Source organism: Streptomyces monomycini, from assembly GCF_022271435.1.
Classification (GTDB): domain Bacteria; phylum Actinomycetota; class Actinomycetes; order Streptomycetales; family Streptomycetaceae; genus Streptomyces; species Streptomyces monomycini.
In genome coordinates, this window is the sequence record NZ_JAFIQY010000032.1 from 53561 (window position 1) to 79282 (window position 25722).

Here is a 25722-nt window from a genome sequence, read left to right on the forward strand (position 1 = left end):
CAAAGAGACTGGCCGGGGAACTAGAACGCGTACCAGTTCCGTCGTCGGGGGTGCCGGGACGTCCTGCGGGACGTGAGGAGAGGACGAGTCAGTCATGGCCGCGGAACCCGTCATCGTGGAAGCCGTACGCACCCCGATCGGCAAGCGCGGCGGCGCGCTCGCCAACCTCCACCCCGCCTATCTCCTCGGCGAGACCTACCGCGAACTGCTCGCCCGCACCGGTATCCAGCCGGACTGCGTGGAACAGATCGTCGGCGGCACGGTCACCCACGCCGGCGAGCAGTCCATGAACCCGGCCCGCACGGCCTGGCTGGCGATGGGCCTGCCGTACGAGACGGCCGCCACCACCGTGGACTGCCAGTGCGGCTCGTCCCAGCAGGCCAACCACATGGTCGCCAACATGGTCGCGGGCGGCGTCATCGACATCGGCATCGGGTGCGGCGTGGAGGCGATGTCCCGGGTGCCGCTGGGCAGCGGCTCCAAGCACGGGCCCGGCAAGCCCTGGCCGGACGAGTGGAACGTGGACCTGCCCAACCAGTTCGAGGCGGCCGAACGCATCGCCCGCAACCGGGGGCTGACCCGCGAGGACGTCGACGCGCTCGGGCTGCGCTCGCAGGAGCGGGCCGCGGCGGCCTGGGCCGAGGAGCGCTTCAAGCGCGAGACGTTCGCCGTGCAGGTGCCGACGACGGAGGACGAACAGGCCGCCGGGCAGGGCATGTGGCGGCTCGTGGACCGTGACGAAGGGCTGCGCGACACGAGCATGGAGGCGCTCGGCGGGCTCAAGCCGGTCATGCCGACCGCCGTGCACACGGCGGGCAACTGCTCACAGATCTCGGACGGCGCGAGCGCGGTGATGTGGGCGTCCAAGCGGATGGCCCGCGCGCTGAAACTCCGGCCGCGGGCCCGGATCGTCGCGCAGGCGCTGGTCGGCGCCGATCCCCACTACCACCTCGACGGGCCCGTCGACGCGACGCGGGCCGTGCTGGGCAAGGCCGGGATGTCGCTCAAGGACATCGACCTGGTGGAGATCAACGAGGCGTTCGCGTCGGTCGTCCTGTCCTGGGCGCGGGTCTTCGACCAGGACCTGGACAAGGTCAACGTGAACGGCGGAGCCATCGCGCTCGGCCACCCGGTCGGCGCCACGGGCGCCCGCCTGATCACCACGGCGCTGCACGAACTGGAGCGTACGGGCAAGGAGTTCGCGCTGGTCACGATGTGTGCGGGCGGAGGACTGGCGACGGGGACGATTCTCCAGCGGCTGTGAGGGACCGGGGGCGAGGGGCGTTGTCAGTGGTCCCTGTCACACTCTCCTCATGACCGAATCAGGGGTGCGGGAGACGGGCCCTCCGGCGGTGCCGCAGGGCAATTACGCGCCGGTATGGGCCGACGACGGCGGCGCGCGGCAGCGCCCGCCGCTGGTGGGGGACGAGCGGGACATCCTCACCAGCTATCTGGAATGGCACCGCGCCACCTTCGCGCTGAAGTGCTCGGGGGTGCCGGCGGAGCGGCTCTCGGAGCGGACGGTGCCGCCGTCCGGGATGAGCCTGCACGGGCTCGTACGGCATCTCGCCGGGGTGGAACGGTGGTGGTTCCACATTCAGTTCGCGGGCGAACGGACCCCGATGCTCCATTACTCCGACGCGGACCCCGACCAGGATTTCGACGACCTGTCCGGCGACCCGGAGGAGGCCCTGGCCGTCTGGCGCGAGCAGTGCGAGCACTCCCGCCGCATCGTGCCGGCGCACCGTCCCTGGACGCGACGGGCACCCACGCGGCCTCGGGGGAACCGGTCTCCCTGCGCCGCATCATGATCGACCTGATAGCGGAGTACGCCCGGCACAACGGCCACGCGGACCTGCTGCGCGAGCGAATGGACGGGGCGATCGGGCGCTGACGGGGGGCGGCGGGGACGGCGGGCGGTCTCGGCGGGGTGCGCGAAAGCGGCCGGCGCCTGGGGCGTCGGCCGCTTCGGGGCTGCGGGGTCACGGGCAGGCCGGTACCGGCGTCAGGGACGCGGGCGGTCCGGGGGCCCGGCTGCTCAGTACCAGTTGTGGGACTGCCAGAACTTCCAGGCGTCGCAGGGGCTGCCGTAGGTGGAGTTCATGTAGTCCAGGCCCCACTTGATCTGGGTCTCCGGGTTGGTCTTCCAGTCCGAGCCGGCCGAGGCCATCTTCGAGCCCGGCTGTGCCTGGACGAGGCCGTAGGCGCCGCTGGACGGGTTGGTGGCGGTCGGGTCCCAGCCGCTCTCGCGCTCGACGATGTTGCTGAAGCACTGGTACTGCGCCTGGTCCGGGATCAGCTTGTGCGCCGCGGCCTTGGCGGCGCTCGCGCTCGCGGAGGACGGGGCCTGCGCGGGAGTGGCGGCCTGGGCCGGCGTGGCGGCGAAGGCCGAAGCACCCAGGGCGACGGCACCGGCGGCGACGACGGCCTTCTTGTGGAGGGCAAGACGGCTGGTGATCGTGGACGGGATGACGCTCACGGGAGAAGAAGCCTTCCGGTGGGGTGCGGGGGGCGCCGCCGAGGCTGCGGGCCAGGGGGGAAGAAGCACGCTGCTCTCGGCGACACATTCACCTTGGGAAGTGCTCGGGCGGGTTGGCAATCCCCGTACGTACTAGTGGATCTCGCATGCGGGGCGGGAAGTCCCGCCCGTCAGTTCCCGAGGGGGAGCGGATCGAGGGGAGGGGCCGGCCTACGAAGGCGGCTCGTAGGTGACGGAAGTCCTGTGGGTGGGGACACAGGGGCGGGGGGTGAGGGTAAGGGACAGGGGTGTCGATGAACTATTACGAACGGTGGCCGGTGACTAGGGCGACCGGGTGCTCTCGGAGATCATTTGGGGCCGTTCTGGACTGGTGTTTCCGATCCCGGGCCCGGGCCGGGCCCCGGCCCCGTCGTGAACGTCGCCGGGGCGTCGAACGCCGCGCGGCGGGTGGCGCGGCGCAGGGCCTTGAGGAGGGTGGGGCCGAGGGTGAGGGTGAGGACCACCGTGACCACGGCCCGGGGCAGGTCCCAGCCCAGCGAGGTCGCCAGACAGTAGGCGACGAAGCGGGCCAGATTGTCGGGCAGCGGATCGCCCGGCACGAAGGAGACGCCGGTGGCCATACCGCCGATGTAGGGCCAGCCCTGGAGGTTCATGGCCAGGCCGTACAGGACGGCGGAGACCGCGCCGTACACCGCGATCATGGCCAGCTCACGGCGGCCGCGCAGCCGGTCCGGGCCCGGCAGCAGGCCCGCGCCCATCGCCACCCACCCCATCGACAGCATCTGGAACGGCAGCCACGGCCCCACCCCGCCGGTCAGCAGCGCGGAGGCGAACATCGACCCCGAGCCGAGCACGAACCCGAAGCCCGGCCCCAGGACCCGCCCGGACAGCACCATCAGGAAGAACATCGGCTCGATGCCGGCGGTGCCCGCGCCCAGCGGGCGCATCGCCGCGCCCGCGGCGGCCAGCACGCCGAGCATGGCGATGGCCTTGGCGTCCAGGCTGGGCGCCCCGCCCGTCGCGGCGGACGCCGAGGAGTCGGCGATCGTGGCCACGACGACGGCGAGCAGCAGCGGCAGCAGGGCCGCGAACAGCCACGGCGCGTCCTTGGAGTGCGCGAGGCCGGAGGCGGAGCCGGCCAGCAGGGGCCAGCCGAAGGCCATCACCCCCATGACGGAGACGAGGACGAGCGCGGCCACGGCGCGCGGGCCCAGCCGTACCGCCCGTGCCTGCCGGTCCGGGGGAGCGGGGGACGTACGGGTCATGCCGTGGCCTCCAGGGCGTGGGCGACCTGCGGGACGGTGAGCCACGGCAGCGGCGCCAGCACCTTGGAGACCTGCGGTGCGAAGGCGGGCGAGGAGACGACGACCTCGGCGGTCGGGCCGTCCGCGACGACCTCGCCGTCCGCGAGGATGACGACCCGGTGGGCCAGCTCGGCGGCCAGTTCGACGTCGTGGGTGGCCAGGACGATCGCGTGCCCCTCGGCGGCCAGCCCGCGCAGCAGCTGCACGAGACGGCCCTTGGCCGCGTAGTCCAGCCCGCGGGTCGGCTCGTCGAGCAGGAGCAGCGGCGGCCGGGCGGTCAGCACGACGGCCAGCGCGAGGGCGAGCCGCTGGCCTTCGGAGAGGTCGCGCGGGTGGGTGCTGTCCTGTACGTCCGGGAGCAGCCGGGTGACCAGGCCGCGGCAGGTGCCGGGGGCGGCGTCCGCGTCGTGGTCGGCGGCGGCGCACTCGGCGGCGACGGTGTCCGCGTACAGGAGGTCGCGCGGCTCCTGCGGTACGAGGCCGACGTGCCGCAGCAGCGTGCGCGGGCCGGTGCGGTGCGGGGCCGCGCCGCCGACGCGTACCGAGCCGGCGGTCGGCTCGTGCATTCCGACGAGGGTGCTGAGCAGGGTGGACTTGCCCGCGCCGTTGCGGCCCATGAGGGCGATCGTCTCGCCGGCGCGGACGGTCAGGCCGACGCGGTGCAGGGCGTCGATCCGGCCGCGCCGTACGGAGAGCCCGACGGTCTCGGCGGCGAGGGGGCCGCCGGAGCCCTCCGGCGCGCGCACGGGCTCCGACCCGGGTGTCGCCCCGGCCCGGTGGCGGTCCTCGCGGCGGCGCCACCACCCGAAGCGCTTACGGGCGGAGCCCCCGTCCTCCGGGCCGGCACCGGCACCGGGATCGGCATCGGCACCGGCATCGGCATCGGCATCGGCACCAGGATCGGCGTCGGCACCGGGATCGGCACCGGAGCTGGACGCCCCGGAACCGGCATGCGGCACCGTCGCCCCGTTTCCTCCCGGCTCCACCCCCGCCAGCCGCTCGCGCAGCGACGACGCCTTGCGGCGGGCGTCGCGTACCGACAGCGGCAGCGGTGACCAGTGGGCGAGCCGGCCCAGGGCCACCACCGGCGGGTGGACGGGGGAGACGGCCATGATGTCGGCGGGCGCGCCGACGACCGGGGGCGCGCCGGGCGCGGGCAGCAGGATGACCTGATCCGCGTACTGGACGACGCGCTCCAGCCGGTGTTCGGCGAGCAGGACCGTGGTGCCGAGGTCGTGCACCAGGCGTTGCAGCACGGCGAGCACCTCCTCGGCGGCGGCCGGGTCCAGGGCGGAGGTCGGTTCGTCCAGCACCAGCACCTTGGGGTGGGTGGTGAGGACGGAACCGATGGCGACGCGCTGCTGCTGGCCGCCGGAGAGTGTGGTGATGGCGCGGTCGCGCAGGTCGGCGAGGCCGAGGAGGTCCAGGGTCTCCTCGACGCGGCGCCGCATGACGTCAGGGGCCAGGCCCAGTGACTCCATGCCGTACGCGAGTTCGTCCTCGACGGTGTCGGTGACGAAGTGGGCGAGCGGGTCCTGGCCGACGGTGCCGACCACGTCGGCCAGTTCGCGCGGCTTGTGGGTACGGGTGTCCCGGCCGGCCACGGTGACGCGGCCGCGCAGGGTGCCACCGGTGAAGTGCGGCACGAGGCCGCAGACGGCGTTCAGCACGGTGGACTTGCCGACGCCGGACGGGCCGACGAGCAGGCACAGTTCGCCTTCCGGCACGGTCAGGTCGACGCCCTGGACGGCGGGCTCCGCCGCGTCCCCGTAGGTGACCGACACCTGGTCGAAGCGGATCACTGAGGGGACTCCTTCGTGTGCGGCGCGCCCGGCGCCGGAGACTTCCTTACGCGTGCCCGCCCGGCGCCCGGTTCTCCCGGCACGGGCCCCGGTACCGCCCCCGGCTCCGCGGCAGCCCCCGCCCCGGACCCGGCCTCCGCCCCCGCCGCCCGCATCGGCAGCGGTGCGACGAACGCCGGAAGCAGCCCCACCAGGACACCGGCCGCCGGCCACAGCGGCAGGACGGGAGCGGTGAGCGGGACGGCGGGCGGGTGCAGGGCGGCCGGGTCGTAGGAGTTCGCCCAGATCATCAGGGCGGCCACCGCGATGCCGGAGCCCGACACCAGCCAGGCGCGCAGGCCCCACCGGTCGGGCCGGTAGCGGCTGCGCACGGACCGGCGGCCGCCCAGCCACAGTCCGCCGAGGGCCGCGACGAGTCCGGCGAGCAGCACCGGCAGGCCGTACGCGGCTCCGGTGTCGGCCAGCAGTCCGTACGTACCGGCGCAGACCCCGAGCAGGCCGCCGAGGGTGAGCGCGGTGGTGATGTGCCGTACGGCGGGCGGTACCTGCGCCGTACGGCCGTAACCGCGCGCGTCCATCGCCGCGGCCAGCGACACCGAGCGTTCCAGCGCGCCCTCCAGGACCGGCAGCCCGACCTGGAGCAGCGCCTTGACGCCCCGGTCCGGGCGGCCGCGCAGCCGGCGGGCGGCGCGCAGCCGCTGCACGTCGGCGACGAGATGGGGCGCGAAGGACATCGCGACGACGACCGCGACGCCCGCCTCGTACAGCGCCCCCGGCAGGGACTTCAGCAGGCGGGCCGGGCTGGCGAGCGCGTTCGCGGCGCCGACGCAGATCAGCAGGGTGCCCAGCTTCAGCCCGTCGTAGAAGGCGAAGAGCATGCCCTCGGCGGTGACCCGGCCGCCGATGCGTACCCCGCGCGCCCACTCGGGCAGCGGCACTTCTGGCAGCGTGACCAGGGTGTGCGTGCCGGGGATGGGCGAGCCCAGGAGGAACGCGAAGACCAGCCGGATGCCGATCACCAGCAGGCCGAGCTTCAGGAACGCGCCGTACGAGCGGGCCCACGGCGCGTCCGTGCGGCGCGCCGCGACGACGTACCCGGCCACGCCGATCAGCAGGCCCAGCAGCAGCGGGTTGGTCGTCCGGGACGCCGCGGTGGCCAGGCCGAGCGCCCACAGCCACCAGGCGCCCGCGTGCAGCGCGGTCGAGCGGGTGGCGCGGGGGGCGCCGGCGACGCGGGCGCTCATCCGCGGCGGCGGCGGGCCTGCCACCCGGCCGCCGCGCCCAGGACGACCACGACGGCGATGCCACTGATCAGTCCGGCGGAGGGGCCGCCCGAATCGTCGTCCGCCGCCTGCTCGCCGGAGGCGGCAGCGCCCCCGGAAGCACCCGGGTCCGGCGCACCGGAAGCGGAAGCGGAACCGGAGCCGGGAGCGGAACCGGAAGCCTTGTCCGCGCACCCCGCCTTCGGATATCCGGCGATCGCGCACAGCAGCGCGCTCGCGTCGTACCGCAGCGGCTTGGCGACGGCCGCCAGCGCGTCACCGACCGTCCCGTCCTCCGGCAGCCGCGCGCACTCCGTACGGACCGGCGGCGGGTTCTCCCCGGCCGCCGCCTCCGCCTTCGTGCCGAAGTCGAGGACGAGTCCGACGCGCTTGGTGCCGTCCTGCGCGGACGTCTTCCCGCAGATCGCGGCGAAGTCCGCGGCCCGGCGCGGCTTGCCGGCCGCCGCCGAGTCGGCGCTGACGGTGAAACGGAAGCCCGCCACGGCGCCGTCCCGGGGGCGGCTGGTGGCCGGCCCCTCGGTCGCGTACGACCAGCCGCCCCCGGAGGCCGGGGCGCCGGCGGCGGGCCCGTCCCAGAAGGACCAGTAGCGGTACTCCTGCGCCTGGGCGGGCGCCGCGCCCAGGCCCGTGACCGTACCGGCCAGGGCCAGGGCGCCGAGGAGGCGGGCGGAGCGGGGCCGCGGCGGGCGCATCAGACGTCGCTCTTCTTCCGGCGGCCGCTGAGCAGGAACCCGGCGCCGATGCTCGCCACGAACACGATGCCGAAGATCCACCACACGCCGGAGTTCTGCTCGTCCTGGTCCTGCGCGTCCTTCTCCGGCGCGGCGGACGGCGCGGAGCTGCCGGCCGGCTTGGGGCCGGTGGCGTTCAGCTGCGCGACCAGGTCGGCGCCGCCGAAGGAGCGCGGGTCGGCGCCCGCGGCGTGCGCGGCGAGCACCAGCTGCGCGTACGCGGCCGGGCCGGCCTCCTTGGCCCAGTTCGCGGAGTTCTTCTCCAGCCACTTCAGCGGCGCCTGCGCGGCGTCGCCGTGCGAGCCGGCGGCGAGGGCCACCACGGCGTCGGCGGTGTTGCCGACGTCGGGCTGGTCCTCGGCGCCGGGCATCGCGGACTTCAGGTGCCCGCCGTTGGCGCCGAGCACCGCGGCCAGGTAGGCGGCGCCGCCCTCGGCGGCCTGCTTCGGGTCGCGCTTCGCGTCCTGGCCCGCCGCGCCACCCTCGCACTTCAGGGGCTTGACCGGCGCGTTGACGTCCTTGCCCGCCGGGTCGACCACGAAGCCGTCGCCCAGCCCGCCGAGCACGGCGGCGGCCGTGGCGTCCGCGTTCGGGGCCAGCTTGCCGTCCTTGGGCTGGAAGGCGAACGCGCCGCGCTCCCCTTCCTTCGCGTCGCAGCCGAGCTGGAAGGTGACCAGCGCGTCGTACGGGGACTTGCCGCCCTTCTGCACGGACTCCGGCTTCTGTCCCGCCGCCTTGAGCGCGCCGATCACCACGGAGGTGGAGTTGGCGTCACTGGGCGAGCCGCCCATCGAGGGCCAGCCGCCGTCGTCGTTCTGTACGGACTTCAGCCACTTCACGGCCTTCTGTACGGCGTCGTCGTGCCCGCCGAGCGCGGCCAGCGCCTGTACCGCGGCAGCCGTCTGGTTGGTGTCCCGCATCGTCTTGTCGTCGCAGGCCTTGGCCGGGTCGGCGCGGTAGGCGCTGAAGGCGCCGTCGGAGCACTGCTGCCCGGCGAGCCAGTCGACGCCCGTCACCGACGGACGCACCCCGACGGTGCGCTGCGCGAGGAGGGCGAGCGACTGCCGCCACACGCCGTCGAACTGCGGGTCCTTGCTGCCGTACAGCCCGTCGGGCAGCTTCGACGCCTGCGCGGCGGGCGCGGGGGAGTCGGCGGCCGCCACGGGGGCACCGGCCGCGCACAGCACGGCGGCCCCGGCCAGCGCCGCGGCGGCGCGGCGCGCCAGGACGGCGAAGGTGGGGGCCGTGGAAGCCCTGGGAGCCAGGGGAGCCTGGGAAGCCGTGGTGGCCATCGGGTCGGTGCCTCTCGGATCAGGTCGCTGCGGTGGGTCCGCGGTGGGCCGGTGATGGGTGCTGCGGTGGACGCGCAGCCGCACTCGGACGCCCCGCCGCCCGCCGGTCGACGACCGGCCGCGGTGGCACCGGGCTCAGCTCCGCATACCTCGACGGTGCCGCGCGCCGGGCGTCCGCGCGAGGAGGCGCGGCCTTCCGGCGGCGGGAGCCTTGGTCGTGCCCCAGCGGGTGCTCCGGCTCGCCGGGCGTACGGTGCCGTACGCGTCGGATCACGGTTGCGGGTCAGCGCCGGATTTCCACCGGCTTCCCCCGATCGGGCACAGGATGAAATTGTCTCGCACACCTTAACCGGCGGGCCGGGGGAGCCCCGGGTACGGGCTGGCCGGCAGGTGCACGCTTCACACCGCCCGGTACGTCACCGGCTCCGACCCCGAGGCCCCCGCTGCCCCCGCCCGCGAGGCCCCCGCTGCTCCCGACGCGCCCGAAGCCTCCGGCACCGCCTCCGCCAGCCCCAGCCGCACCAGCCGCCGTAGATGCGCCTCCGCCTCCGCGACCGCGATGGTGCGCGACGCGTACGGGATCCGATCCCACGGCCGGTTCCACTCCATGGCCTCGGCGAGCTGCCACGGCGTACGGGGTACGGCGAGCAGCGCGCGCAGCCCGGCCAGCCGCTCCTCGTGGTGGGCGAGCAGCTCGCGCACCCGGCCGGCCGCGTCCGTGAACGCGTGCTGGTGGGCGGGGAGCACCTCGGCGGGCGCCAGCCGGGCGACGCGTTCCAGGGAGGCCAGGTAGTCGCCGAGGGGGTCGGCGGGCGTCGCGTCGTCCGGGTCCTCGTAGAGCCCGATGTGCGGGCTGATGCCCGGCAGCAGGTGGTCACCGGAGAAGAGCCGGCCGTGGCCCGGCCGCCGGGCCGGGTGCTCCTCCTCCAGGTGCAGGCACACGTGGCCGGGCGTGTGGCCGGGCGTCCAGACGGCGCGCAGCCGGCGGCCGGGCAGGTCGAGGAGAGCGCCGGGCGCGATCTCGCGGTCGGGCAGCGCCGCCCGCTGCCCGGGGAGGTCGCGCACCGGGCCCTTGGCGCGCACCCGGCGCAGGGGCGCCAGGTGACTGTCGGGCGCGCCGGCCGCGGCCAGCTTGGCGATCAGGTGGTCCAGCCACCGGCCGGGTTCGGCCTCCCGGGTGCGGCGTACGACGGCGGCGTCCGCCGCGTGCATGGCGATCCACGCGCCGGACGCCTCCCGTACGCGGGCGGAGAGGCCGTGGTGGTCGGGGTGGTGGTGTGTGATGAGGACCCCGTGCAGGTCGGTGACGTCGAAGCCGCAGGCGGTGATCCCGGCGGTCAGGGTGTCCCAGGCGTCCGGGTCGTCCCACCCGGTGTCCACGAGGACCGGGCCGCGGCCGGTCTCCAAGAGGTGGACGAGGGTGTGGCCGAGCGGGTTGTCCGGGATGGGGACGGCGATCGACCACACGCCGCCCCGGTGGTCGGTCACCCGGGGCCCGGCCTCCGCCGCCCCCGTACGGGCCGCTGCCGTCATCCGCCGCACCTCCGCCTCCGCGCGGACCGGCCGCGCCCCCGTGCCGGGCATTGCCCAGCATAACGGGAACTGGTATCAGGTCTGATGCACCGTCAGGAACTCTTCCGGCCCCCAGGAGGCGGCAGCCATGAGCGCACTCGTCGAGTACGAACAGCTCTACATCGGCGGCGAGTTCACCGACCCGGCCGGCGGCGGCACCATCGAGGTGGTCTCGCCGCACACCGAGCAGGTCATCGGCCGGGTGCCGCACGCCTCGCGGACCGACGTGGACCGGGCCGTCTCCGCCGCCCGCGCCTCCTTCGACTCCGGAGTGTGGGCGGACACCCCGCTCGCGGAGCGGATCGCGGTGGTCACCCGCGTCAAGGACGCCTTCGCCGTGCGCAGCGAGGAGATCGCCCGGGTCATCAGCGCCGAGAACGGCACCCCGTACACCTCCGGCGTGCTGGTGCAGGCGCTGGCCGCGATGATGGTGTGGGACGCGGCGCTCACCGTCGCCCGCGACTTCCCGTTCGAGGAACGCCGGGCCGGTGTGCTGGGGCCGCTGCTGGTGCGGCGCGAGCCGGCCGGTGTGGTGGCGGCCGTGGTGCCGTGGAACGTGCCGCAGTTCACCGCGGCGGCCAAACTGGCGCCCGCGCTGCTGGCCGGCTGTTCGGTAATCCTCAAGGTGTCGCCCGAGACGCCGCTGGACGCCTATCTGCTGGCGGACATCGCGAGCGAGGCCGGGCTGCCCCCGGGTGTGCTGTCCATCCTCGCGGCGGACCGGGAGGTGAGCGAGTACCTGGTCGGGCACCCGGACGTGGACAAGGTGTCCTTCACCGGGTCGGTCGCCGCGGGCAAGCGCGTCATGGAGGTCGCGGCGCGCAACCTGACGCGGGTGACGCTGGAACTGGGCGGCAAGTCGGCCGCCGTGATCCTGCCGGACGCCGACCTGGACGCCGCGGTGGCGGGCATCGTGCCGTACGCGTACCTGGTCAACGGGCAGGCGTGCATCGCGCAGTCGCGCGTCCTGGCGCCGCGCGAGCGCTATGACGAGATCGCCGAACGCTTCGCCGCCGCGGCGTCCGCGCTGCGCGTGGGCGACCCGCTGGACCCGGCGACCGAGATCGGCCCGCTGGTCGCCCGGCGTCAGCAGCAGCGTTCGCTGGACTACATCGCCCTCGGGCAGCGCGAGGGCGCCAAGGTCCTCACCGGCGGCGGGCGGCCGAAGGGCCAGGAGACCGGCTGGTACGTGGAGCCGACGCTGTTCGGCGAGGTATCCAACTCCATGCGCATAGCCCGTGAGGAGATCTTCGGCCCGGTGATCTGCCTGCTGCCGTACGAGAACGAGGACGAGGCGGTCCGCATCGCGAACGACTCCGACTACGGGCTCTCCGGCTCGGTGTGGACCGCGGACACCGCGCACGGCATCGACATCGCCCGGCGGGTGCGGACCGGTACGTACTCCGTGAACACCTTCGGCATCGACATGCTCGGCCCCTTCGGCGGTTACAAGAACTCCGGGATCGGGCGGGAATTCGGGCCCGAGGGCTTCGGCGAGTACCTGGAGCACAAGATGATCCATCTGCCGGCGGAGGGGTGAGGGACGGTATGAGCGGTACGGACGGCAAGGGCGGGAAGGGCGTGGCGGCCGGGCCGGAAGGACCCCGCTGGCACGTGGCGGTCGACCGGGGTGTCTGCATCGGCTCCGGCCTGTGCGCGGCCACCGCGCCCGGCGGCTTCGCGCTGGACGCGGCCCGCCAGTCGCACCCCGTACGGCCCGAGTGCGAGGCGTCCGACGACGTGCTCGCGGCGGCCGAGGGCTGCCCCGTCGAAGCGATCACCGTGACGGACGCCGCCACGGGGGAGGCCGTCTTCCCGCCGGAGGAGTGAGCGGCCGTTCCCGTTGGGCGGTACGGGTGCGAGGCCCGCGCCCACCGGGACGTACTGTCGGTAACCCGTGAACTTCTCACGGTGACCTCGTGACATCTGCGACTGTTAACGCTCCCCGGCGGCGTGGAAATCTCTGTGCCACGCCGCCGAGGGGGGAGACGATGGACAAGCGGTACGAGGTTTACTGTCTCGCCGACAGATTCTTCTACGAGACCCCGGACCGACTCTCCGCCGGAACCGGAGCCGCGTCGGGCCGCGGTCCCCTGTACGAAGCGGCGCAGCGCGCAGTCCCCGAAGGGTGGCGGTGTTTCCTCTCCGGGGACTGGCTCCACGTCAACCCGGTCGACGCCGAAGGACAGCCGCGTCCCGGACTGCCCCCGCAGGGCTGGAAGATCCACGTCTCGGCCTGTACCGACAACGCCGAGAAGACGGCGTCCCAGGTGTGGGACTACTGCGTCGCCCGGCTGATCCCGTTCAAGTTCGTGCCGGGTCCGCGTCCGCTGCACCTGCGCAACTCCAAGTACGCCGACCGCGGTTCGAGCGGCAAGTTCGCCACCATCTACCCGTCGGACGAGCAGCAGCTGCACACCGTCCTGCGGGAACTGGGCGCGCTGCTGGCCGGCGAGCCGGGCCCGTACATCCTCAGCGACCTGCGCTGGCAGGACGGCCCTCTCTACGTGCGGTACGGCGGGTTCACCCGGCGCTACTGCGTCGACGAGCACGGCAACCTGGTCGGCGCGATCGAGAACGCCGAGGGCAAGCTGGTCCCCGACCGGCGCGAGCCGCGGTTCCACGTACCGGAGTGGATCGAGCTGCCGGACTTCCTCGCCCCGCAGCTCGCCGCCCGCAACTCCACCACCGTCGCCGACCTGCCGTACCAGATCGAGTCGGCGCTGCACTTCTCCAACGGCGGCGGCGTCTACCTCGGCCGCGACCGGCGCACCGGCGACAAGGTGGTGCTCAAGGAAGCCCGCCCGCACGCCGGGCTGGCCGCCGACCGCGCCGACGCCGTCACCCGCCTGGAGCGCGAACGGGCCGCCCTGGAGAAGCTGTCCGGACTCGGCGTCGCGCCGGAGGTCCGCGACTGGTTCACCCTGGACGACCACCGCTTCCTGGTCATGGACTTCCTGGAGGGGCGCACCCTCAACGCGTTCTTCGCCGAGCGGCACCCGCTGATGGGGCCGGCGCCGGAGCCGTCCGCGCTGGCCGAGTACACGCGCTGGGCGCTGGGCATCCACGCGGCGGTCGAGGACGTGGTGGCCGCCGTGCACCGCCGCGGTGTCGTCTTCAACGACCTGCACATGTTCAACATCATGGTCGCGCCCGACGAGAGCGGCGTGAAACTTTTGGACTTCGAGGCGGCGGCGGACGCCGGCGAGGCGCAGCGGCAGACGCTGGCCCACCCGGGCTTCATCGCCCCGGCCGACCGCACCGGCTTCGAGGTGGACCGGTACGCGCTCGCCTGCCTGCGGCTCGCACTGTTCCTGCCGATGACCACGCTGCTGGTGATCGACCGGGACAAGGCCGGGCACCTCGCCGAGATCGTGGCGCACGAATTCCCCGACGTACCGGCGGAGTTCCTGGCCGAGGCGGTGGACGTGATCCAGGGGACGCCGACGGCTTCGGCGACGGCTTCGACGACGCCTTCGGACGCGCCGGAGACGGCCGCTCCCGTGACGGCCCCGCCCGCCGAGCGCCGTACCGGCCCCGCGCCCTACCTCCCCGCCGAACCCGCCGACTGGCCGCACAGCCGCGACGCGATGGTCGCCGGCATCCTGGCCTCGGCCACCCCCGAACGCACCGACCGGCTCTTCCCCGGCGACATAGCCCAGTTCACGGACGGCGGCGGACTGGGGATCGCGTACGGCGCCGCCGGCGTCCTGTACGCGCTCGCCGAGACCGGTGCCGGGAGGTACGGGGAAGGCGAGGAGTGGTTGTTGCGGCAGACCGCCCCGCCTCCTCCCGGCACCTCGCTGGGCTTCTACGACGGGCTGTCCGGCGTCGCCTGCGTACTGGACCGGCTGGGCCACCCCGAGCGCGCCATGGAGCTGATGGAGCGGGTCCTCGCCGAGAAGTGGCACCGCCTCGCGCCCGATCTGCACGGCGGGCTGGCCGGCGTCGGCCTGGCCCTCGACCACCTCGCCCGCACCCGCGGCGAACGGGAGCTGCGCGACCGGGCCCTGGAGGCCGCCGGGCACACCGCCGACCGGCTGGACGCCTGCGGGAAGCGGGCCGGCCTGCTGCGCGGCGCCAGCGGTCCCGCGCTGCTCTTCCTGCGGCTGTACGAGTCCACCGGCGACCCGGGGCTGCTCGACCTCGCGGCCGAGGCGCTCCGGCGCGACCTGGCGCGCTGCGTACGGAACAAGAACGGCACCCTGGTCGTCGACGAGGGCTGGCGGACGCTGCCGTACCTCGGCGCCGGCAGTGTCGGCATCGCGGCGGTGCTGGACGACTACCTGGCGCACCGCGCGGACGAGGAGTTCCAGGAGGCGCGGACCGCCATCCTGCCCGCCGCCCGTTCCCGCTTCTACGCGCAGCCCGGCCTCTTCCGCGGACGCGCGGGATGCGTCCTGCACCTGGCGCGCACGACCACGCCGGGCGCCGACCTGGACGGTGCGCTGGCGGCCCAGATCTCCTACCTGGGCTGGTACGCCATGCCTTACCAGAAGCACCTCGCCTTCCCCGGCGACCAGATGATGCGCCTGTCGATGGACCTGGCGACCGGTACGGCGGGCTGCCTGCTGGCCCTCGGTGCCGCGCTGCACGACCGGCCCGTCCAGTTGCCCTTCCTCCCGCCGCCGCCCTCCGCGGAGGTCCGGCGGCCCTGAAGCCGGCCCCGGCCGCCGTGCCGGAGCCGTACCACCGGGTGCCGCGGGGAGACCCGTCATCCGGAACCGCAGCAACACCCGCAACACAGCACCACCGAGTAACACAGCAGTACAGCAACACCAGTACAACTACGTCCCCATAGTGAGAGGAAAGTGTCATGGCGCTTCTCGACCTCCAGGCGATGGACGCACCCGAGCACGGCGGCGGCGGTGGCGGCAGCGAGGCCAGCCTGCTGCTCTGCTGGAGCGAGGCCAGCATCGTCCTGTGTCTCTGACCTGACCGGTCGGTGACCGCTGCCGGAATGCCTGAACCGGCAGCCCAGATCCGGGACTTGTGATCCGGACGTGCGTGCGGCCCCTGCGCGGGCCGCACGCACACCCCGTCGAGAGGCTGCGACCGTGACCCCCGCCGACCGGCTGCTGGCCGGCGCCCTGCGCCACAGCGCCGTGCGCGCCACCGCGCTCCTGCTGCTCACCGCCGCATCGGCCGGCCTCGGCCTGGCACTGCCCGCCGCCCTCGGCCACACCCTCGACCTGCTGCTCGACCACCGGCCGGCGGCCGGCTGGCTCACCCTCTGCGCGGCCCTGACCTGCCTGATCGTCCTGCTGGACGCCCTCGACGGGCTGCTCACCGGCACCACCGACGCCCGCGGCACCGCCTGGGTACGGCGCCGCCTGACCCACCACCTGCTCGCCGCCGGGCCGCGCGCCACCGAGCGGTACGGGACCGGCGACCTGGTCACCCGCGTCGTCGGCAACGCCACCCACGCCGGTACCGCGCCCACCGCCCTCGCCGCCTCCGTCGCCGCCGTCATCACCCCGGTCGGCGCGCTGGCCGCCCTCGCGCTGGTGGACGGGTGGACCGCCGTCGCCTTCCTCCTGGGCATGCCGCTGCTGGCCCTGCTGCTGCGGGCCTTCGCGCGCGACACCGGCGACTGCGTCGGGCGGTACCAGGAGAGCCAGGGCGACATGGCCGGACGCCTGGTCGAGGCGGTCGGCGGCGCCCGGACCATCACCGCCGCCGGCACCCAGCGCCGCGAAGCCGCCCGCATCCTCGCCCCGCTGCCCGGCCTCGCCGAGCACGGACGCCGCATGTGGCACGTCCTGGGACGGTCCACGGCCCAGGCCGCCATGCTCGTACCGCTGCTCCAGATCGCCGTGCTGTGCGTGGCGGGCGTCCGGCTGTCACAGGGCGCGCTGACCGTCGGCGCGCTGCTCGCGGCCTCCCGGTACGCGGCGCTGGCCTCCGGGATCGGCCAGATCGTCGGCCGGCTGAACAGCCTGGTGCACGCCCGCGCCGCCGCCCGGCGCATCGCGGAGGCCCTGGAGGTGCCCGCGATGCCCTACGGGAGGCGGCAGCTCGGCGCGGGCGGCGGCACGCTGAAGCTGCACGGCGTGACCGTACGGCGCGGCGACCGTGCCGTGCTGCGCGGCCTGGACCTCACCGTGCCCGGCGGCACCTCGCTCGCCGTCGTCGGCCGCTCCGGCACCGGCAAGTCCGTGCTGGCCGCCGTCGCCGGGCGGCTGGCCGACCCCGACTCCGGCATGATCACCCTCGACGACGTACCGCTGCGCGACCTGTCGCACGACGCCCTGCGCCGCGCCGTCGGCTACGCCTTCGAACGCCCGGCGCTCCTCGGCACCACCCTCCGCGACACGCTGACACTCGGCTCGTACGCCCCCGGGCGCGAGGAGGTGGAGGCCGCCGCCGAAGCCGCCTGCGCCGCGCCCTTCATCCACCGGCTGCCCGACGGCTACGCCACCCCGTGCGCGGACGCCCCGCTGTCCGGCGGCGAGATGCAGCGTCTCGGCCTGGCCCGGGCGTTCGCGCACGCCGAGCGGCTGCTCGTCCTCGACGACGCCACCTCCAGCCTGGACACCGTCACCGAGCTGAACGTCACCCACGCCCTGCTGCACGACGTCAAGGCCGCCACCCGGATCGTCATCGCGCACCGCGCCGCCACCGCCGCCCGCGCCGATCTGGTGGCCTGGCTCGACGACGGGCGGATTCGCGCCCTTGCGCCGCACGCCGAACTGTGGGAGCTGCCCGCGTACCGGGCGCTGTTCGCCACGGCCCCGAAGGAGACCGCGCATGTCTGAAGCCCAGCGGCAGGGGGTCGTCCCGGGGGCCCCGCTGCGGCGGTCCGGACTGCGCTTCCTCAAGCGGCGGCGTACGGTCCTGGCCCGGCTCGCGGGCTGGTCGCTGGTCGAGTCCGCGCAGACCTTCCTGTTCGGGTTCGCGCTCGCGCACGCCCTCGACGACGGGTTCCTGCGCGGCAGCCCCGTCGTCGGCGCCGCCTGGCTGGCCGCCGCTGCGGTCTGCGTCGGCGCCGGGGCGTACGGCACGGCCCGGGTCTACGGGGCCGTGGCCGACCTGGTGGAACCGCTGCGCGACACCCTGGTGCGCAAGGTCGTCACCCGCGGGCTGTACGCCCCGGACGGCGCGGCGGTCTCCCGGCTCACCCACCAGGTCGAGATCGCCCGTGACACCTTCGCCGGACTGGTGCTGGTGTCCCGCTCGTTCGTCTTCGTCACCGCCGGCGCGCTGGTCGGACTCTGCTCGCTCGCGCCCGTACTCCTGCTGCTGGTGCTGCCGCCGCTGGTGCTCGGCCTGGCGCTGTTCGCCGGGGCGCTGCGGCCGATGGCCCGCCGGCAGGAGACGTTCCTCGCCGCGGACGAGGCCATCGCGGCGGAGACCGGTACGGCGGTCGGCGGGCTGCGCGACATCACCGCGGCGGGCGCGGAGCGGACGGTGGCCGACGCGGCGGGCGAGAGGTTCGACGCCGAAGCGCGGGCGTCCGGCGCTCTGGCCCGCTGGAGCGTGATCCGGGTGCTCGCCCTCGGGATCAGCGGCCGGCTGCCCATCGTGCTGCTGCTGGTCGCCGCGCCCTGGCTGCTGGGCCGGGGCGTGACACCCGGCGCGCTGGTGGCCGCCCTCGCCTACCTCACGCAATCGCTGCTGCCCGCGCTGCAGAGCCTGATGCACGGCCTGGGCACGGCCGGCACCCGCCTGGGCGTGGTGCTGCGCCGCCTCACCGCCGAACCGGCCACCGGCGCGGCGGACGCCCGGCCGCACCGTGCGCCCCGCGACGGGCACGCCGTCGAACTCACCGGCGTGACCTTCGCCTACGGCCCGCATGCCGACCCCGTCGTGCGCGGCCTGGACCTGACCGTGCCGGCCGGCGGGCACCTGGCCGTCGTCGGCCCGAGCGGCATCGGCAAGTCCACCCTGGCCGCGCTGATCGCGGGCCTGCTGGAGCCCGGCAGCGGCGAGGTCCGCCGTCCCGCCACCGCGGACCGGGTGCTCGTACCGCAGGAGGCGTACGTCTTCTCCGGCACCGTACGGGAGAACCTGGCCTACCTGTGCCCCGGCGGCCGGGTCCCGGACGCCGACCTGCTGGCGGCCGCCGCGGAGATCGGCGCGGGCGCGCTGCTGGCGCGGCTGGGCGGGCCGGACGCCACGCTCGCCCCCGCCGAACTGTCCGCGGGGGAGCGCCAGCTGCTCGCCCTGGTGCGCGCCTACCTCGCGCCCGCGCCGCTGGTCGTCCTGGACGAGGCGACCTGCCACCTCGACCCGGAGGCCGAGGCCCGTGCCGAACGCGCCTTCGCGGCCCGGCCCGGCGGCACGCTGATCGTCGTCGCGCACCGCATCAGCTCGGCGCTGCGGGCCGGCCGGGTGCTGGTGATGGACGGTACGCACGTCCGTACGGGACGGCACGGCGAACTGCTGCGGCGGTCCGCGCTCTACCGCGAGCTGACGGGCGGGTGGGCCCACGAGGAGCCCCCGGCCGCCGCGCCCGTCGGGCACCCTCTACAGCCAGCCCTCGCCGCGCGAGATGCGGATGGCGTCGACGCGGTTGCGGGCGCCCGTCTTGCGGGTGATGGCGGACATGTAGTTGCGCACGGTCCCGGTCGACAGATGCAGGACGCCGGCGATCTCGGAGACCGAGGAGCCCTCGGCGGCCAGTGACAGCACGCTCAGTTCGCGGCGGGTCAGCGGGATGTCGGCGGCTTGCAGGAAGCCGAACCCCAGCGATCCGTCGATGAACCGTTTCCCCTCCGCCACCTGCCGTATTCCGGTGGTCAGCTGTACCGGCGAGGCCTCCTTGTCGACGTAGCCGAGGGCCTCCGCCTCGAAGGCCCGGCGCAGCGGTCCGGGCCGGTGCGCCGAGCCCAGCACCAGCAGGGCCGGTGATTTCCCCGGGCCTTTCCCTTTCGCGAGTTTGGATAACTTGCGCAATATGCCTGGCCCGGTGGGCTCCGGGCTCTCCGCGTCCACCACGCAGACGTCGGGGCGCAATGCGCGCACCCGTTCCGCCGCGTCACGGGTGGTGGCGGCGGAGACGTCGATGTCGTTCTCCCGGTCGAGCACTTCCGTCAATGCCCATCGGAACAGACAGATGTCATGCACGAGTAGCACCCGGATCACTGCAGTCCCCCTCCAGACCCCCGCGTACCGGCACCGTTGCGAGTACCCGGAATTCATACCGGCAATGCCGCTGTCATGGACCCGAAGAATTGGCCAAGCGGGGGCGCGGGGGCGCGCGTTGGGGGAGTGCGCGCCCCGAATGCGCCTCGTTAGGGGTTACCCGTTCGTAGCCTTCGGGTCAGGATCGGCGGCGCGGCGCGGTGAGGTCGATGAGCCGGCAGACCGTCTCGATGTCGATCTTCACCTGGGCGATCGAGGCGCGCCCGGAGAGCCAGGTGATCAGTGCCGAGTGCCAGGTGTGCTCGATGACCCGGACGGCGGACAGCTGCTCCGGCGTCGGCGCGCCGTCCAGCCCCATCGCGTCCAGGATGATCGCGGTGGTGAGCCGGGAGACGGTGTCCACCTCCGGACTGACCGAACGGTCGGCGAACGTCAGGGCGCGCACCATCGCGTCCGCCAGCTGCGGCTCGCGCTGGAGCGCCCGGAAGGCCCGCATCAGGGTCTGCGCCACCCGGGCGCCCGGCTCCCGCTCCGTCGGCGGGCGCTTGCGCAGCGTCTCGTGCATGTGCTGCAACTGGTCCTGCATGGTCGCCACGAGCAGGTGCACCTTGGAGGGGAAGTACCGGTACAGGGTGCCGAGCGCGACGTCGGACGACTCGGCGACCTCGCGCATCTGTACGGCGTCGAACCCGCCGCGGCCGGCCAGCCGGGCGCTGGCGTGCAGGATGCGCCGGCGGCGGGCCTCCTGACGCGCGGTCAGGGGAGGACTGGCGGGGAGCGCCGCACCGGCCGCTGTGGAGTCCGTAGTCATATGTCCCATTCCGTGACAGTCCGCCCGCGGTGCGGCGCGTACCGGTCATGCGATCGGCACAGCATGGCAGGGGCGCAGGTGGTGGTGCGAATCACCTGGTGCTGCTCTTTCCGCCGGGTTTCCGGCCGGTAGATTCGAAGCTCCTTGAACTGGTCGGTAGCCCACCGGCCGCCGTGGCCCGCGGGCCGGTCGCCGGCCGGCCGCGGCCGAACCGTACTGAAACTTGTTCTAGATTAGCGCCAGCGGTTACGCTCCGGCGAAAGTCCAGCGAGAAGGGGGCCGAGAGTGTCCGCCGAGGCCGTCCAGGCAGCCGCGCAGCACCCCGCCGAGGCCCCCGCCGCCTCCCCGGGTCCGGACGGCGACCGCCCCCTGCGCATCGCCCTGCTGACCTACAAGGGCAACCCGTTCTGCGGCGGCCAGGGCGTCTACGTCCGCCATCTCTCCCGCGAACTGGCCCGCCTGGGCCACACCGTCGAAGTGATCGGCGCCCAGCCGTACCCGGTCCTCGACGACGTGGCCGCCTCCTCCCGGCCGGAGTCCGGGGGCGGCGTCACCCTCACCGAGCTGCCCAGCCTCGACCTCTACCGCCAGCCCGACCCGTTCCGCACGCCCGAGCGCGGCGAGTACCGGGACTGGATCGACGCCGTCGAGGTCGGCACCATGTGGACCGGCGGCTTCCCCGAACCGCTCACCTTCTCGCTGCGCGCCCGCCGCCACCTCGCCGCCCGCCGCGGCGACTTCGACGTCGTGCACGACAACCAGACCCTCGGCTACGGCCTGCTCGGCGACCTCGGCGCGCCCCTGGTGACCACCATCCACCACCCCATCACCGTCGACCGGCAGCTCGACCTCGACGCCGCCGAAGGCTGGAAGCGGCGCGCCTCGGTCCGCCGCTGGTACGGCTTCACCCGGATGCAGAAGCGCGTCGCCCGCCGCCTGCCGTCGGTGCTGACCGTCTCCGGCTCCTCCCGCCAGGAGATCGTGGACCACCTCGGCGTACGGGACGGCCGGATCCACGTCGTGCACATCGGCGCCGACACCGACCTTTTCTCGCCGGATCCGTCGGTCCCCGAGATCCCCGGCCGGATCGTCACCACCTCCAGCGCCGACGTCCCCCTCAAGGGCCTGATCCACCTGGTCGAGGCCCTCGCCAAGGTCCGTACCGGCAACCCCCGGGCCCACCTGGTGGTCGTCGGCAAGCGCGCCGACGACGGCCCGGTCGCCGCCGCCATCGCCCGGCACGGCCTCGGCGACGCCGTCGAATTCGTCAAGGGCATCAGCGACGCCGAGCTGGTGAACCTGGTCCGCGGCGCCCAGATCGCCTGCGTCCCCTCCTTGTACGAAGGCTTCTCGCTGCCCGCCGCCGAAGCCATGGCCACCGGTACGCCGCTGCTGGCCACCACCGGTGGTGCCATTCCCGAGGTCTCCGGACCGGACGGCGAGACCTGCCTGTCCGTACCGCCGGGCGACGCGGACGCGCTGGCCGCCGGACTGACCCGGCTGCTGGACGACGACCGCCTGCGCCGCCGCCTCGGCGCCGCCGGGCGCGAACGCGTCCTCGCCCGCTTCACCTGGCGCCAGGCCGCCATCGGCACCGCCGAGCGCTACCGGGAGGCCATCGCCGTGCAGTCCCGGAGCGGGCGCGCCGTCCGCGGCTCCGCGCCTGCCACCGCACCGTCCCCGGCCGGCCGCGCCTGATGCGCGCCGGCCGGGCACCGACCCGCACCACCGTGACCACCGCCATGACCCGCCGCCGTCGGCCGTAGCTGCCGCGGACCTCCAGGACGAAAGCAGAGAGCCCTTGCTGACCGTCGACTTTTCCCGATTCCCGCTGGCGCAGGGCGACCGCGTCCTGGACCTGGGCTGCGGCGCGGGCCGGCACGCCTTCGAGTGCTACCGGCGCGGCGCGCAGGTCGTGGCGCTCGACCAGAACGCCGAGGAGATCCGCGAGGTCGCCAAGTGGTTCGCCGCGATGAAGGAGGCCGGGGAGGCCCCGGCGGGCGCCACCGCCACCGCCATGGAGGGCGACGCGCTGGCCCTGCCGTTCCCCGACGAGAGCTTCGACGTCGTCATCATCTCCGAGGTCATGGAGCACATCCCCGACGACAAGGGGGTGCTCGCCGAGATGGTGCGGGTGCTGCGGCCCGGCGGGCGGATCGCGGTGACCGTGCCGCGCTACGGCCCGGAGAAGGTCTGCTGGGCGCTCAGCGACGCGTACCACGAGGTCGAGGGCGGCCACATCCGCATCTACAAGGCCGACGAACTCCTCGGCAGGATGCGCGAGGCGGGCCTGAAGCCGTACGGCACCCACCACGCGCACGGGCTGCACAGCCCCTACTGGTGGCTCAAGTGCGCCTTCGGCGTCGACAACGACCAGGCGCTGCCGGTCAAGGCGTACCACAAGCTGCTGGTCTGGGACATCATGAAGAAGCCGCTGGCCACGCGGATGGCCGAGCAGCTGCTCAACCCGGTCATCGGCAAGAGCTTCGTCGCGTACGCCACCAAGCCGCACCTGCCGGAACGGGCCGCCGGCCCCGCCGCCGCGGACGCCACCGCCGCCCCCGTCGCCGAAGCCGACGCCGCCGCCTCCGGGGCCGCCAAGTGACCACACCAGGACGTACCGAACGCCTGGTCCTGCCCGGAGTGCTGACCGCCGAACAGGCGGCCCGCACCGTCGCCGGCATCCTGGCGACCCAGCGCGAGGACGGCGCCATCCCCTGGTTCCGCGGCCACCACCTCGACCCGTGGGACCACACCGAGGCCGCCATGGCCCTGGACGCGGCCGGCGAGCACGAGCGCGCCGAGGCCGCGTACGACTGGCTGGCCCGGCACCAGAACCCGGACGGCTCCTGGTACGCGGCCTACGCCGACGGGAACGCCGCCGCCCCCACCGACCGCGGCCGCGAGACCAACTTCTGCGCGTACCTCGCCGTCGGCGTCTGGCACCACTACCTGTCCACCGGCGACGACACCTTCGTCGACCGCATGTGGCCCGCCGTCTACGCGGCCGTCGAATTCGTCCTCGACCTCCAGCAGCCCGGCGGCGAGATCGGCTGGAAGCGCGAGGACGACGGCACACCCGTCACCGACGCCCTGCTGACCGGCTCCTCCTCCGTCTACCAGGCCCTGCGCTGCGCCCTGGCCCTCGCCGACCAGCGCGAAGAGCCCCAGCCCGACTGGGAACTGGCCCTCGGCCGGCTCGGCCACGCCATCCAGCACCACCCCGAACGCTTCCTCGACAAGGCGCGCTACTCCATGGACTGGTACTACCCGGTCCTCGGCGGCGCCGTGCGCGGCACCGCCGCCAAGGAGCGCATCGAGTCCGCCTGGGAAGACTTCGTGGTCCCCGGCCTCGGCGTACGCTGCGTCCTGCCCAACCCGTGGGTCACCGGCGGCGAGAGCGCCGAACTGGCCCTGGCGCTCTGGGCGATGGGCGAGTCCGACCGCGCCGTGCAGATCCTCAAGTGGGTCCAGCACCTGCGCGCCGACAACGGCATGTACTGGACCGGCTACGTCTTCGACGACGACGCGGTCTGGCCCGAGGAACAGACCTCCTGGACGGCCGGATCGATGCTGCTGGCCGTGGCCGCGCTGGGCGGAGACGAGGCCACCACCAGCGTCTTCGGCGGCGAACGCCTGCCGACGGGACTGGCCCCGGACTGCTGCCGCTGACGGGTACGGAGGGGCGCCCCGGGGCCGCCCCTCCTCACCGCTCGACCCGCTCGATCCGCCGGATACGGGCGGCCAGCGCGTGCCCGACGAACAGGTACACGATCGCGGGCAGCCCGTAGTTCAGCAGCGTCCGCAGCCAGTCGGCGTCGAAGGTGAAGAGGTTGTAGGACCAGCCCGCCAGCCACCGCGCCGCGCCCTGGACGAAGTGCACCAGGTCGTTGGCGCGGTTCGCGTCGAGCAGGTACATCGCGATCCACAGGCCGAGGATGACGGCCGTGACGTCCGCGACGACGGTGACGGCCGTGGCCGCGTGACTGCTTCCGTACCGGTGTCTCCTGGACATGCCGGCCGGGTAGCCGCACCGGCCCGCGATAAACAACTCCCCGCCGTTCCCGCTCCGTTCCCGAATAACCGGAGGCGGCATCCGCTCCTACCCGTTACTGTGCGACCCATGACGACCATGAACGGAACACTCGACCACGACCGCTACTGTGCCGAAGTCCTCGTGGAGGGCGACCGGTTCCGGCAGACCATCCGGGGCGCCGACCTGACGGCGGCCGTACCGACCTGCCCGGACTGGACCCTGGAGGACCTCGTCCGGCACGTCGGCGGCGCCTACCGCTGGGCCGCCACGACCGTACGGACCCGGGCCACCGAGATGGTGTCCTACGAGGCGGTCCCGGAGGCCAAGGGCCCGTCCGCCGACGACCCGGCGGCCCTGGACGCCTGGCTGGCGGAGGGCGCACGGCTGGCCGCCGAGGCGATGCGCGAGGCGGGCCCCGACGCGTCGGTCTGGGCCTGGGCCCCGGGACAGCCGTCCGGCTTCTGGCCCCGGCGGATGACCCACGAGACGATCGTCCACCGGGCGGACGCGGCCGCCACCACGGGCGCCGCCTTCCCCCTGGACCCGGAGGTCGCCGCCGATACGATAGAGGAGTGGTCCCAGCTGATGTGCCTGCTGCCCACCCTCCGGCCCGGCCACGCCCTCAACACCCTCCTCGGCTCCGATCGCACCGTCCGCCTGCACGCGACCGACACCCCGCCCGGCGCCCCCGCCGACTGGCTCCTCGACTTCTCCGGCACCGCCCCCACCTACCGCCACTCGACCGAACCGTCCACCGTCACCCTCCAGGGCCCCGTCGCCGACCTCCTCCGCGTCTACTACCGCCGCCTCCCGGTCGGCACACCGGGCATCGAGGTCACGGGCGACCGGGCATTCCTGGAGGAGTGGCTGGGGATGGCGGTGTTCGGCTGACCCACCCGCCACGGCGCCCGGCGACGCGACCGGGCACGGGCCTCTTCGCGGCAGGCCGGGCGCCCGGCCTCTGCTGGTCAGGCCGGGCGCCGGCCTCTTCGGGTCAGGCGGCGTGCGGGACGAACGACAGCGACAGCTCGTCCGAGTCGATGGACAGATCGAGCTGCGCGTCGAACGCACCCGCCAGCCGGCGCAGCAACGGCAGCGTCGGCACGGTGCCGCCCCCTTCGATCCGCTCGATCTCGTCCTCACCGAGCCCCGCCCGGCGCGCCAGCTCACCCACCGACATCCCGAGCGCACCGCGCACGTCGAACACCGCCTGCCCGAGCGCGATCGCCGTCCCCGCCTCCACGTAGGCCGGGTCACTGCGGTGCTCTTCCGGCACCTGCCACCGGGTCTTGTACGGAGCTTCCATGGCGCGAGGCTAAGAGCGC

21 protein-coding genes, 2 pseudogenes and 1 riboswitch are annotated in these 25722 nt (G+C 74.2%); of the genes and pseudogenes, 12 read left to right on the top strand and 11 right to left on the bottom strand.

What is annotated here, in order from left to right; all coding sequences use genetic code 11:
- The first annotated feature begins 94 nt into the window (after positions 1-94).
- Both JXZ78_RS28765 and JXZ78_RS28770 read left to right on the top strand, forming a co-directional pair.
- Positions 95-1264 carry a steroid 3-ketoacyl-CoA thiolase gene (locus JXZ78_RS28765; RefSeq protein WP_030022736.1) on the top strand — a complete coding sequence of 390 codons (1170 nt, stop codon included), beginning with the start codon at positions 95-97 and terminating at the stop codon, positions 1262-1264.
- A gap of 49 nt (positions 1265-1313) precedes the next feature.
- Positions 1314-1894: pseudogene (locus JXZ78_RS28770) on the top strand (DinB family protein).
- A 144-nt stretch (positions 1895-2038) separates the two neighbouring features.
- Here the strand turns inward: JXZ78_RS28770 and JXZ78_RS28775 are convergent.
- The 7 genes from JXZ78_RS28775 to JXZ78_RS28805 form a co-directional block, all read right to left on the bottom strand.
- On the bottom strand, positions 2039-2479 hold the full coding sequence (locus tag JXZ78_RS28775; protein WP_050502811.1) for an aggregation-promoting factor C-terminal-like domain-containing protein: 441 nt from the start codon (positions 2477-2479) through the stop codon (positions 2039-2041).
- A gap of 347 nt (positions 2480-2826) precedes the next feature.
- Entirely contained in the window at positions 2827-3744 is a 918-nt protein-coding gene (locus JXZ78_RS28780; protein WP_033039026.1) for an ECF transporter S component, read from the bottom strand.
- Positions 3741-5585 (bottom strand): ABC transporter ATP-binding protein, encoded by a 1845-nt coding sequence (locus tag JXZ78_RS28785; protein ID WP_030022739.1) that lies wholly within the window; start codon positions 5583-5585, stop codon positions 3741-3743. Before JXZ78_RS28785 ends, JXZ78_RS28780 begins: the two co-directional genes overlap by 4 nt.
- Positions 5582-6829, bottom strand: a complete 1248-nt coding sequence (locus tag JXZ78_RS28790) for an energy-coupling factor transporter transmembrane component T (RefSeq protein ID WP_106968873.1) — start codon at positions 6827-6829, stop codon at positions 5582-5584. The genes JXZ78_RS28785 and JXZ78_RS28790 overlap by 4 nt, the downstream gene beginning before the upstream one ends.
- The gene (locus tag JXZ78_RS28795; RefSeq protein ID WP_030022742.1) at positions 6826-7560 is read right to left on the bottom strand and encodes an SCO2322 family protein; all 735 of its coding nucleotides are present in this window, start codon (positions 7558-7560) and stop codon (positions 6826-6828) included. Before JXZ78_RS28795 ends, JXZ78_RS28790 begins: the two co-directional genes overlap by 4 nt.
- Positions 7560-8891: an SCO2321 family membrane protein gene (locus JXZ78_RS28800; RefSeq protein ID WP_078624528.1), complete on the bottom strand. Its 1332-nt coding sequence runs from the start codon at positions 8889-8891 to the stop codon at positions 7560-7562. Before JXZ78_RS28800 ends, JXZ78_RS28795 begins: the two co-directional genes overlap by 1 nt.
- 208 nt (positions 8892-9099) lie before the next feature.
- Positions 9100-9225, bottom strand: a riboswitch (cobalamin riboswitch).
- Between the two features lie 65 nt (positions 9226-9290).
- On the bottom strand, positions 9291-10424 hold the full coding sequence (locus JXZ78_RS28805; protein WP_078624531.1) for a Strvi_7410 family MBL fold metallo-hydrolase: 1134 nt from the start codon (positions 10422-10424) through the stop codon (positions 9291-9293).
- A 127-nt stretch (positions 10425-10551) separates the two neighbouring features.
- Between JXZ78_RS28805 and JXZ78_RS28810 the strand changes: the two genes are divergently transcribed.
- The 6 genes from JXZ78_RS28810 (at position 10552) to JXZ78_RS28835 (ending at position 19091) form a co-directional block, all read left to right on the top strand.
- A complete protein-coding gene (locus tag JXZ78_RS28810) occupies positions 10552-12003 on the top strand; it encodes an aldehyde dehydrogenase (RefSeq protein ID WP_030022747.1) in 1452 nt (483 codons plus the stop codon).
- Positions 12004-12011: 8 nt separating this feature from the next.
- Complete coding sequence (locus JXZ78_RS28815) at positions 12012-12293, top strand: ferredoxin (protein ID WP_050502812.1); 282 nt, start codon at positions 12012-12014, stop codon at positions 12291-12293.
- Between the two features lie 161 nt (positions 12294-12454).
- Positions 12455-15121 carry a class III lanthionine synthetase LanKC gene (lanKC, locus tag JXZ78_RS28820; RefSeq protein WP_030022750.1) on the top strand — a complete coding sequence of 889 codons (2667 nt, stop codon included), beginning with the start codon at positions 12455-12457 and terminating at the stop codon, positions 15119-15121.
- Between the two features lie 158 nt (positions 15122-15279).
- Complete coding sequence (locus JXZ78_RS28825) at positions 15280-15396, top strand: SapB/AmfS family lanthipeptide (protein ID WP_063726143.1); 117 nt, start codon at positions 15280-15282, stop codon at positions 15394-15396.
- A 124-nt stretch (positions 15397-15520) separates the two neighbouring features.
- The gene (locus tag JXZ78_RS28830; protein ID WP_030022751.1) at positions 15521-17221 is read left to right on the top strand and encodes an ATP-binding cassette domain-containing protein; all 1701 of its coding nucleotides are present in this window, start codon (positions 15521-15523) and stop codon (positions 17219-17221) included.
- On the top strand, positions 17214-19091 hold the full coding sequence (locus JXZ78_RS28835; RefSeq protein ID WP_030022752.1) for an ATP-binding cassette domain-containing protein: 1878 nt from the start codon (positions 17214-17216) through the stop codon (positions 19089-19091). The genes JXZ78_RS28830 and JXZ78_RS28835 overlap by 8 nt, the downstream gene beginning before the upstream one ends.
- Here the strand turns inward: JXZ78_RS28835 and JXZ78_RS28840 are convergent.
- A pseudogene (locus JXZ78_RS28840) lies at positions 19017-19607 on the bottom strand (response regulator transcription factor); the annotation flags it as partial. The gene JXZ78_RS28835 and the pseudogene JXZ78_RS28840 overlap by 75 nt on opposite strands.
- A 121-nt stretch (positions 19608-19728) precedes the next feature.
- Positions 19729-20361: a TetR family transcriptional regulator gene (locus tag JXZ78_RS28845; RefSeq protein WP_030022753.1), complete on the bottom strand. Its 633-nt coding sequence runs from the start codon at positions 20359-20361 to the stop codon at positions 19729-19731.
- 285 nt (positions 20362-20646) lie between these two features.
- On the opposite strand from JXZ78_RS28845, the gene JXZ78_RS28850 reads away from it, so the two are divergent.
- From JXZ78_RS28850 to JXZ78_RS28860, 3 genes are all read left to right on the top strand, one after another.
- Entirely contained in the window at positions 20647-22059 is a 1413-nt protein-coding gene (locus tag JXZ78_RS28850) for a glycosyltransferase family 4 protein (protein WP_033039028.1), read from the top strand.
- Positions 22060-22162: 103 nt separating this feature from the next.
- Positions 22163-22966: a class I SAM-dependent methyltransferase gene (locus JXZ78_RS28855; protein ID WP_030022756.1), complete on the top strand. Its 804-nt coding sequence runs from the start codon at positions 22163-22165 to the stop codon at positions 22964-22966.
- On the top strand, positions 22963-24033 hold the full coding sequence (locus JXZ78_RS28860; protein ID WP_030022757.1) for a prenyltransferase/squalene oxidase repeat-containing protein: 1071 nt from the start codon (positions 22963-22965) through the stop codon (positions 24031-24033). The genes JXZ78_RS28855 and JXZ78_RS28860 overlap by 4 nt, the downstream gene beginning before the upstream one ends.
- A gap of 34 nt (positions 24034-24067) precedes the next feature.
- Here JXZ78_RS28860 and JXZ78_RS28865 read toward each other — a convergent pair whose 3' ends face one another.
- Complete coding sequence (locus JXZ78_RS28865) at positions 24068-24376, bottom strand: hypothetical protein (protein WP_030022758.1); 309 nt, start codon at positions 24374-24376, stop codon at positions 24068-24070.
- A gap of 117 nt (positions 24377-24493) precedes the next feature.
- Between JXZ78_RS28865 and JXZ78_RS28870 the strand changes: the two genes are divergently transcribed.
- Complete coding sequence (locus JXZ78_RS28870; RefSeq protein WP_372498454.1) at positions 24494-25288, top strand: maleylpyruvate isomerase N-terminal domain-containing protein; 795 nt, start codon at positions 24494-24496, stop codon at positions 25286-25288.
- A gap of 103 nt (positions 25289-25391) precedes the next feature.
- On the opposite strand, the gene JXZ78_RS28875 is transcribed toward JXZ78_RS28870, so the two are convergent.
- The gene (locus JXZ78_RS28875) at positions 25392-25703 is read right to left on the bottom strand and encodes a helix-turn-helix domain-containing protein (RefSeq protein ID WP_030022760.1); all 312 of its coding nucleotides are present in this window, start codon (positions 25701-25703) and stop codon (positions 25392-25394) included.
- Positions 25704-25722 lie beyond the last annotated feature (19 nt).

Excerpts from the sequence above, each read along its gene's own strand:
- JXZ78_RS28765 (WP_030022736.1), top strand. The coding sequence starts at position 95 with ATGGCCGCGGAACCCGTCATCGTGGAAGCCGTACGCACCCCGATCGGC.
- JXZ78_RS28780 (WP_033039026.1), bottom strand. The coding sequence starts at position 3,744 with ATGACCCGTACGTCCCCCGCTCCCCCGGACCGGCAGGCACGGGCGGTA.
- JXZ78_RS28790 (WP_106968873.1), bottom strand. The coding sequence starts at position 6,829 with ATGAGCGCCCGCGTCGCCGGCGCCCCCCGCGCCACCCGCTCGACCGCG.
- JXZ78_RS28795 (WP_030022742.1), bottom strand. The coding sequence starts at position 7,560 with ATGCGCCCGCCGCGGCCCCGCTCCGCCCGCCTCCTCGGCGCCCTGGCC.
- JXZ78_RS28800 (WP_078624528.1), bottom strand. The coding sequence starts at position 8,891 with ATGGCCACCACGGCTTCCCAGGCTCCCCTGGCTCCCAGGGCTTCCACG.
- JXZ78_RS28805 (WP_078624531.1), bottom strand. The coding sequence starts at position 10,424 with ATGACGGCAGCGGCCCGTACGGGGGCGGCGGAGGCCGGGCCCCGGGTG.
- JXZ78_RS28810 (WP_030022747.1), top strand. The coding sequence starts at position 10,552 with ATGAGCGCACTCGTCGAGTACGAACAGCTCTACATCGGCGGCGAGTTC.
- JXZ78_RS28815 (WP_050502812.1), top strand. The coding sequence starts at position 12,012 with ATGAGCGGTACGGACGGCAAGGGCGGGAAGGGCGTGGCGGCCGGGCCG.
- lanKC (WP_030022750.1), top strand. The coding sequence starts at position 12,455 with ATGGACAAGCGGTACGAGGTTTACTGTCTCGCCGACAGATTCTTCTAC.
- JXZ78_RS28825 (WP_063726143.1), top strand. The coding sequence starts at position 15,280 with ATGGCGCTTCTCGACCTCCAGGCGATGGACGCACCCGAGCACGGCGGC.
- JXZ78_RS28835 (WP_030022752.1), top strand. The coding sequence starts at position 17,214 with ATGTCTGAAGCCCAGCGGCAGGGGGTCGTCCCGGGGGCCCCGCTGCGG.
- JXZ78_RS28845 (WP_030022753.1), bottom strand. The coding sequence starts at position 20,361 with ATGACTACGGACTCCACAGCGGCCGGTGCGGCGCTCCCCGCCAGTCCT.
- JXZ78_RS28865 (WP_030022758.1), bottom strand. The coding sequence starts at position 24,376 with ATGTCCAGGAGACACCGGTACGGAAGCAGTCACGCGGCCACGGCCGTC.
- JXZ78_RS28870 (WP_372498454.1), top strand. The coding sequence starts at position 24,494 with ATGAACGGAACACTCGACCACGACCGCTACTGTGCCGAAGTCCTCGTG.
- JXZ78_RS28875 (WP_030022760.1), bottom strand. The coding sequence starts at position 25,703 with ATGGAAGCTCCGTACAAGACCCGGTGGCAGGTGCCGGAAGAGCACCGC.